Genomic DNA, 7557 nt, shown 5'->3' on the forward strand with positions numbered 1-7557 from the left:
AGGTGCAGCGCTTCTTTGTCCAGGCATTACAACTCGATGACTTCACCCTCCAGTTGGAGGGCGCAGAGCCTGATTCTATGGAGGCATGAGACCGTCACTATGGCGAATTTCAACTCCGAAACGTGAGTTTCGAGGTTGGCGACGACAAGGAAGGCTGGGGCACGTCACGCCGGGAGGTGAGCGCGCCTGTATCGGATGGCAGGCGCTAAGTCGCCGCTAATTCTCCTTGGCTATCGTCAGGCTCACACGATGATTCGCAGGCACTGAAGAGAGAGACGACGCCCATGAACAGCAAGCGCTTTCGGAAAGACGACCTCAGAATCCTTCTTCTGCTCAGCCTTGGCTGCGCCTTTGCGATGAGCAGGGAGCATCACGACGCCTTCGCGCTCGCCGATGCTCTTAGCGGTCGTGCCCCGGCCGTCAGCGCGACCGAGCAACCGGTCGCTGGCACGGCCTCGCGAACCGACGCTGAGCGCCAGCAGCGCCAAGAGATATCGAGGGGAGAGCGCGATCCCGTCATGGACGTCAAGCCCGATTCGGCCAGCGCTCGGGCGCTCGCCGTCCTTTGAGCGTCCACTCAATGATTGGACGCTCAATGATTGGACGCTCAATGCGGCGCGTAGAGGAGTTTCGGTCGACCCAACAGATAGATCAGCACGCCAAAGACGGGGAGCGCGACCACCAGCACCCGCCAGGCGCTGCCGTCGACCTGCCTGCGTCGCATGTCATCCATGGCCAGAAAGGGCAGTACGAGGAGCAGGATCACCAGATCCAGTGTCATGATATGGACGAGTGGTTTGGTCTGCCAAAGGTCCAGGTAGGACTGCGGGGATCCGCCAGCACCGACGATCACCAGCAGGATGGAGACGGCCAGGAGGATTGCCGGCACCATCCGGGTATCCAACTGCTCTTGGAGCCGGGACTTGGGTCCTTCGACGGCGTGACCCCAGCGCCGCAGGGCCACGTAGAAAAGGATGCCAAAGGCGCCGGCGAAGAAGGACAGGATCACGAACGGCCAGGCTGGCATCGGCTGCTCCTTGCCGTCGAAGAGCACGAGCAAGGCGTAGGTCATGGGGATCACGCCCAGGAGATTGAAGACCATGAAGACCAAGGGCTCCACGGCGGAGAGATTCATGGCGAGCGACGCCATGACGACCTGTCGGCTATAGCCGTCGTCGGGAGGCAAGAGGACATTGCTGGCGATGAAGCCGTAGAGCGGGAAGGCGAGCCAGAGCACCCACACCAGATTCTGCGGGAAGCGCAGGGATAGTCGGAAGGCCTCCGAAATCTTGCCCATCATCGATGAAGACCCTTGTGATTGAGCACGCTAGAGTGATTGAGCACACCAGCATCGCGCTTCAACTGCGCGCTGTGGCTTCTCGCGACTCGTGCTCGTAGAGCCGTCGGACAGCCCGCTGGATCACTGGCCTGAGACCCATGAAGCACGAATGGGGCGGAAGTCACCGAGGCAGCGGGTTGAGATGGGATCACGCTTGTTGAGACAACGCAAGGTTTCCAGGCGTCGAGCGGAGACAGTGTTTGGATCAAGGCTTCGGCTCCCGAGCTAGCCGCTCGGGCCGACACTCGAGAGGCGTGGCTTTAGCTCCCCGCCTCTCGATGTTCTCGACAACCTCCGGGTCAGACCCGGAGGTCATGGCCGTCAGGACGCACCGCGCAGGGCGTAGGGGACGAGCGGCGCCAGGCAGATGGCCCAGATAAGCCAGTAGGCTTGGCGTTCGTTCTTGCGCATGGTCTCTTCGCTCATGATCTTCACCTCTAGATGTCGTTGGTCGAGATCTGACTGTCGTGCATCAAGTCGTCGCTGTGCCGGTTGGGCCGTCAGGACGCGCCGCGCAGGGCGTAGGGGACGAGTGGCGCCAGGCAGATGGCCCAGATGAGCCAGTAGGCTTGGCGTTCGTTCTTGCGCATGGTCTCTTCGCTCATGATCTTCACCTCTAGATATCGTTGGTCGAGATCTGACTGTCGTGCATCGAGTCGTCGCTGTTCCGGTTGGGCCGTCAGGACGCGCCGCGCAGGGCGTAGGGGACGAGTGGCGCCAGGCAGATGGCCCAGATGAGCCAGTAGGCTTGGCGTTCGTTCTTGCGCATGGTCTCTTCGCTCATGATCTTCACCTCTAGATATCGTTGGTCGAGATCTGACTGTCGTGCATCGAGTCGTCGCTGTTCCGGGGTGTCAGGACGCGCCGCGCAGGGCGTAGGGGACGAGCGGCGCCAGGCAGATGGCCCAGATGAGCCAGTAGGCTTGGCGTTCGTTCTTGCGCATGGTCTCTTCGCTCATGATCTTCACCTGTAAATGTCGTTGGTCGAGATCTGACTGTCGTGCATCAAGTCGTCGCTGTTCCGGGGTGTCAGGACGCACCGCGCAGGGCGTAGGGGACGAGCGGCGCCAGGCAGATGGCCCAGATGAGCCAGTAGGCTTGGCGTTCGTTCTTGCGCATGGTCTCTTCGCTCATGATCTTCACCTCTAGATGTCGTTGGTCGAGATCTGACTGTCGTGCATCAAGTCGTCGCTGTTCCGGTTGGGCCGTCAGGACGCGCCGCGCAGGGCGTAGGGGACGAGCGGCGCCAGGCAGATGGCCCAGATGAGCCAGTAGGCTTGGCGTTCGTTCTTGCGCATGGTCTCTTCACTCATGATGTCACCTCTACTCGATTGATCGTTAGGGTCATGCCGAAGGATTGTCGTATGGCTCAAGACATCCACTGCTTCTCGTCCATCCGCGTGTCGTCTCAGCTACGATCCAGAGAATAGTGAAGACCAAGCAAAATACAAGGAATACCATGTTCAGGACATGGGCAAACCAAGTGTTTTACTCAGGAATTGGCTGAGACTTGCCGTTTCGATTGACGCAGCATCGACCGCTTCAGCCAGCTATAGGCGCCGAGGCGGCCAGGTCAACCGGGCTGAAGCACCGAGCGCCGCCAGTGGAAATTGTCCAGGTACTGTCACGATCTGGTTCGACACCGGACCTGCATGCGGGGGAAGGCTACCGCGATTTCACCGTCAGCAAGATGGTCACGGGCATGGCCGTGCGCCAGCCGTCGAAGCGGCCGAGCGGGCTCGCATGCGCCACTGAGATGCGCGTGAGTTCGCCGCCGATACGCTCGCGCAGGCCCACCAGGAAGGCCTCGCTTTGGATGGTGACCGCGTTGGCGACGAGGCGCCCGCCGGGCTTGAGGGCCTGCCAGCAGTGTTCGGCGACGCCCGCAACGGTCAGACCGCCGCCGATGAAGATGACGTCGGGCGGCTCCAAGCCTTCTAGCGCCTCGGGGGCGCTTCCCGCGACGAGTTCGAGTTCCGGCACGCCGAGATGTTGGCAATTGCGCTCGATCAGGTCGCGTCTGGCGGGGTTCGGCTCGATGGCGATGGCGCGGCAGCCGTCGTCCGCACGCATCCACTCGATCCCGATGGATCCGCAGCCGGCGCCGACATCCCACAGCAGTTCGCCCGGCAGCGGGGCCAGGCGGGCGAGGGTGGCTGCCCGCACGTCGCGTTTGGTCAGTTGGCCGTCGTGGGCGAATGCCTCGTCCGGCAGGGCGCCGCGGCGTGAGAGCGATCGCACCTCCGGGGCCGGCTGGCATTCGAGCGCGATGAGGTTGAGCGCGGCACAGGTCGGGTGCGGCCAAGCGGCGGCCTCGCCCGCTAGGCGGCGCTCGGCCGGACCGCCGACGCGCTCGAAGACCGTCAGGCGGCTGCGCCCGTATCCGCGCGCCGTCAGGAGTCTGGCGAGCTGGGCCGGGGTCTCGCCGTCCGCGGAGAGGACGAGCAGGCGGGCGCCCGGCGCCAGGTGCAGATTGACCCGCGCAAGCGGACGTCCGTGGGCGGGGACCAGGCGCGCGTCCTGCAACGCCCAGCCCATGCGCGCCGCCGCCAAGGAGAGGGAGGAGGGGGCGGGCAGGATGCGCATCTCCTCCGCCGGAAGGCGTGCCGCGAGGCTGCCGCCGATGCCGAACAGCATGGGATCGCCGCTCGCCAGGACACAGACCGGACTGCCGCGATGGCCGAGGAGCTGCTCGTAGGCTGCGCTGAACGGGCTCGGCCAGGGACGTCGTTGCTGGTCGGCGCGCGCTTGGATCATGGCGAGATGGCGCTCGCCGCCGAAGAGGACCTGTGCCTCGGCGATGGCGCGACGCGACGTCTCGGCGAGGCCGTGGAGGCCGTCCTCGCCGATACCGACGATGGTGAGCCAGGGGGTCATCGAGCGTCCTGCCCTGAGCGTCCTCTCGGCGTCGTGGGGCAGTGGATGGCGCCGATGCGGCGACCGATCGTCGGATTGCGATGCGTCTTGGACTTGCGGGGGCGGGGATCGCGCATGAGGCGGAAGAGCTGGGCTGTGAGTGGTTGGTGGGACCGGAGCCGGCTTCGGCGCAGGGTCTTGACCCCCGATGGACGGGGCTCGTCGCGGGCAACGCAGTGGCTGACCAATGCGATTGGAATTATACTGCTCGGCTTGTTTAAGCAAACCCCTTCCTCATCTCCTGACTTTCGGCCAGGTCCGTGCCTCGGGCAGATCCGCTGACCCGAGCCCTTGCATGTGACCGCGCGACAGAGATTTGCAATGATCGATTACATCCGTGATGCCCACGACATCTACCGTCAATCCTTCGCCATCATCCGAGCCGAGGCGAATCTGGACCGCATCCCGGAGGATCTCGAGGCGCTGGCCGTCCGCGTCATCCATTCCTGCGGCATGCCCGAGGTGATCGATGACCTGCTGTTCTCCGCCGGAGCCGGCGAGGCCGGGCGCGTGGCGATGGAGGCTGGCGCACCCATTCTCTGTGACAGCCGCATGGTGGCGGAGGGCATCACCCGCGCGCGTCTGCCGGCGGCGAACGAGGTCATCTGCACCCTGCAGGATCCCGGCGTGCCGGAGCTCGCCAAGCAGCTTGGCAACACCCGCACGGCGGCGGCGCTCGAATTGTGGCGCCCGCATCTGCAAGGCGCCATCGTGGTCGTCGGCAACGCGCCGACCGCCTTGTTCCGTTTGCTGGAGATGCTCGACGCGGGCGCGCCCAAGCCTGCCCTGATCCTTGGCTTCCCGGTCGGCTTCGTCGGCGCGGCCGAGTCGAAAGAGGCGCTGGCCGAGGACAGCCGCGGCGTGCCCTTCGTGACGCTCCGCGGTCGCCGCGGAGGCAGCGCCATGGCCGCGGCGGCGGTCAATGCCCTCGGGCGCGAGCATTCCTGATCGCCATGGATAAAGGGCGTTTATTCGGCCTGGGCGTCGGCCCGGGCGATCCGGAGCTCATCACCCTCAAGGCACTGCGCTATCTGCGCGAGGCGCCGGTGGTGGCCTACTATGTCGGCAAGGCCAAGCGCGGCAATGCGCTGACCAGCGCCAAGCCGCATCTGCGCTCGGACCAGATCCGTCTGCCGCTGGTCTATCCCATCACGGGCAAGAAGCCCGCGCCGCCCTATGACTACGAAGGCATTATGCGCGCCTTCTATGACGCAGCGGCGGAGCAGGTGGCCGAGCATCTGGAGGCGGGACGCGACGTCGCCGCCCTGTGCGAGGGCGACCCCTTCTTCTACGGTTCCTTCATGTATCTGCACGACCGGCTGGCGGACCGCTTCGAGACCGAGGTAGTGCCCGGCGTCTGTTCTGTGGTCGCCAGCGCCTCGGTGCTGCGCACGCCGCTGGTCTATCGCGACCAGCGTCTTCAGGTGCTGGCGGGAACCCTCCCCGAGGAGACCCTGACCCAGATGCTGTCTGGGGTCGAGGCGGCGGCCATCATGAAGCTCGGCAGCAACTTCGAGAAAGTCCGCCGGGTCATCGTCAAGCTCGGGCTGGAGGGCCGCGCGCGCTATGTCGAGCGCGCGACCATGGATGGCGAGCGGATCCTCCCGTTCGCCGAGATCGACCCCGAGGAGGTCCCGTACTTCTCGATGGTTCTGATCCCCGGCGAGCGGTGGCGGGGCTGATGACGGCCTTGGCCGAGGGGCGCCCGGTTCTGCTGGTTGCGGATGCCTCGGGTCGCGAGACGGCGGAACGTCTCCGCGCGGGCCTCCAGGGTTTGAGCCCGGATGTCGCCGCGACCGCGCAGACGCCGGCCGAGATCGCCGAGCGCCTGCGCGAGAGCTATGCCGCGCGCCGTCCCTGCGTCTTCCTCGGCTCCATGGAATCGCTGGTCCTCGCGCTCGCCCCGCTGCTCGCCGTGTCGGACGGCAGCCCGAGCGTGCCGGTCGTCGCGGTCTCGCCGGATGGTGCGGACGTCGTGCCCGTGCTCGGTTTCGGGCAGGGCGTCGAGGCGCTGTCGCGCCGGATCGCGGACGCGCTTGACGTCGGCTACCGGGCCAGGACGGGCACCGGCGAGGATGCGGATGGCGCAAGCCCGGCAGCCGGCCGGCTGGCTGTGATCGGGCTGGGACCCGGCGCGCCTGAGCTGATGGCTCCGGCCGTGCGCGCGGAGCTGGACCAGGCCCAGGACATCGTCGGCTACACCACCTACGTCCGCATGGCGGGACCCTTCCGCGCGGGGCAGCGTATCCTCGATTCAGACAACCGCTGCGAGATGGAGCGTGCCCGACTGGCGTTCGAGCTGGCCGCCCAGGGCCGGCGCGTGGTCGTGGTCTCCTCCGGTGATCCCGGCATCTTCGCCATGGCGGCGGCGGTCGTCGAGGCATTGGACCAGGCGGAGGATCTGCGCTGGCACCAGGTCGATCTCGCCATCCTTCCCGGTATCTCGGCCGCCCAAGTCGCCGCGGCCCGAGCCGGTGCGCCGCTGGGTCACGACTTCTGCGTCCTCTCGCTCTCCGACAACCTCAAGCCCTGGTCGCAGATCGAGCGCCGGCTGGCGCTGGCGGCGCAGGCCGATCTCGTCATCGCGCTCTACAACCCCAGCTCCAAGGCGCGCCCCTGGCAGTTGGGGCAGGCCCTGGAGCTGCTGCGCCGTCACCGCGACCCCTCCACCCCCGTGATCCTCGGTCGCGACGTCGGCCGCCCGGCGGAGCAGGTCTTGGCGACCACGCTCGGTGAGATCCGCCCGGAGCAGGTCGACATGCGCACCGTCGTCATCATCGGCTCTTCGCTGACCCGCCAGATCCCGCGCCGCGACGGTGGCGCCTGGGTCTACACGCCACGCTGGTACCCGCAGAGCAGCGCGCAAACATCCTGATGCCGGCGTGAGGTCTAATCCAGGGCCGTATCCTCTAACGAGCGTGCGGGAGTGGCGGCACCCCTGAACATCAGGCTATGGCGGTCGCGCTCCACTCGAGGGCGTCGCTTCGGGCCAGTGGGAGGGCTATGCGTTTCCCTCCTGTCGCCCGTCGATCGTTCGGCGCCCTGACCGGGTTCCAACGCACATTCCGCAGGCATGATGCCTGCCGATGAGTATTTTTTCGCTGCAGATAGCCCCATGTGATCGGTTTTCGGCAGCGTCATTGACGCTTCCGACTGTCTTTCTTAGAAGATGGCTGAACACCGCCATCCGAGTCCGTGACACTCGGCGGCTCGCGAGCCGGGCTGGAAAGGCTCCCCGCCTTTTTCAAGGGGAGAAAACCGATGGCCCATCCGTTCGCAGCACTGATCGACGCGCACACGCA

The 7557-nt window shown here is 65.8% G+C and carries 6 protein-coding genes and 1 pseudogene; 4 read left to right on the forward strand and 3 right to left on the reverse strand.

Annotated features, from left to right (window positions below):
• Window positions 1–242: 242 nt before the first annotated feature.
• The 3 genes from CKO23_RS23140 to cbiE all read right to left on the reverse strand — a co-directional run bounded on the left by CKO23_RS23140 (window position 243) and on the right by cbiE (window position 4216).
• The gene (locus CKO23_RS23140; RefSeq protein WP_207168669.1) at window positions 243–596 is read right to left on the reverse strand and encodes a hypothetical protein; all 354 of its coding nucleotides are present in this window, start codon (window positions 594–596) and stop codon (window positions 243–245) included.
• Between the two features lie 11 nt (window positions 597–607).
• Window positions 608–1300: a hypothetical protein gene (locus tag CKO23_RS23145; protein WP_200335628.1), complete on the reverse strand. Its 693-nt coding sequence runs from the start codon at window positions 1298–1300 to the stop codon at window positions 608–610.
• Window positions 1301–3004: 1704 nt separating this feature from the next.
• Window positions 3005–4216, reverse strand: coding sequence for a precorrin-6y C5,15-methyltransferase (decarboxylating) subunit CbiE (cbiE, locus tag CKO23_RS23150; RefSeq protein ID WP_200335629.1), 1212 nt, complete (start codon window positions 4214–4216; stop codon window positions 3005–3007).
• A 360-nt stretch (window positions 4217–4576) separates the two neighbouring features.
• Here cbiE and CKO23_RS23155 point away from each other — a divergent pair, with 360 nt between their 5' ends.
• The 4 genes and pseudogenes from CKO23_RS23155 to cobJ all read left to right on the forward strand — a co-directional run bounded on the left by CKO23_RS23155 (window position 4577) and on the right by cobJ (window position 7130).
• Entirely contained in the window at window positions 4577–5203 is a 627-nt protein-coding gene (locus CKO23_RS23155) for a precorrin-8X methylmutase (RefSeq protein ID WP_200335631.1), read from the forward strand.
• 5 nt (window positions 5204–5208) lie between these two features.
• The gene (locus CKO23_RS23160) at window positions 5209–5937 is read left to right on the forward strand and encodes a precorrin-2 C(20)-methyltransferase (RefSeq protein WP_200335633.1); all 729 of its coding nucleotides are present in this window, start codon (window positions 5209–5211) and stop codon (window positions 5935–5937) included.
• A pseudogene (locus CKO23_RS26635) lies at window positions 5937–6287 on the forward strand (precorrin-3B C(17)-methyltransferase); the annotation flags it as partial. The gene CKO23_RS23160 and the pseudogene CKO23_RS26635, both read left to right, overlap by 1 nt.
• 75 nt (window positions 6288–6362) lie before the next feature.
• Window positions 6363–7130, forward strand: a complete 768-nt coding sequence (gene cobJ, locus CKO23_RS26640; protein WP_346014675.1) for a precorrin-3B C(17)-methyltransferase — start codon at window positions 6363–6365, stop codon at window positions 7128–7130.
• Window positions 7131–7557 lie beyond the last annotated feature (427 nt).

This window comes from Thiocystis violacea (genome assembly GCF_016583565.1).
Taxonomy (GTDB): Bacteria; Pseudomonadota; Gammaproteobacteria; order Chromatiales; family Chromatiaceae; genus Thiorhodococcus; species Thiorhodococcus violaceus_A.

Excerpts from the sequence above, each read along its gene's own strand:
- CKO23_RS23145 (WP_200335628.1), bottom strand. The coding sequence starts at position 1,300 with ATGATGGGCAAGATTTCGGAGGCCTTCCGACTATCCCTGCGCTTCCCG.
- cbiE (WP_200335629.1), bottom strand. The coding sequence starts at position 4,216 with ATGACCCCCTGGCTCACCATCGTCGGTATCGGCGAGGACGGCCTCCAC.
- CKO23_RS23155 (WP_200335631.1), top strand. The coding sequence starts at position 4,577 with ATGATCGATTACATCCGTGATGCCCACGACATCTACCGTCAATCCTTC.
- CKO23_RS23160 (WP_200335633.1), top strand. The coding sequence starts at position 5,209 with ATGGATAAAGGGCGTTTATTCGGCCTGGGCGTCGGCCCGGGCGATCCG.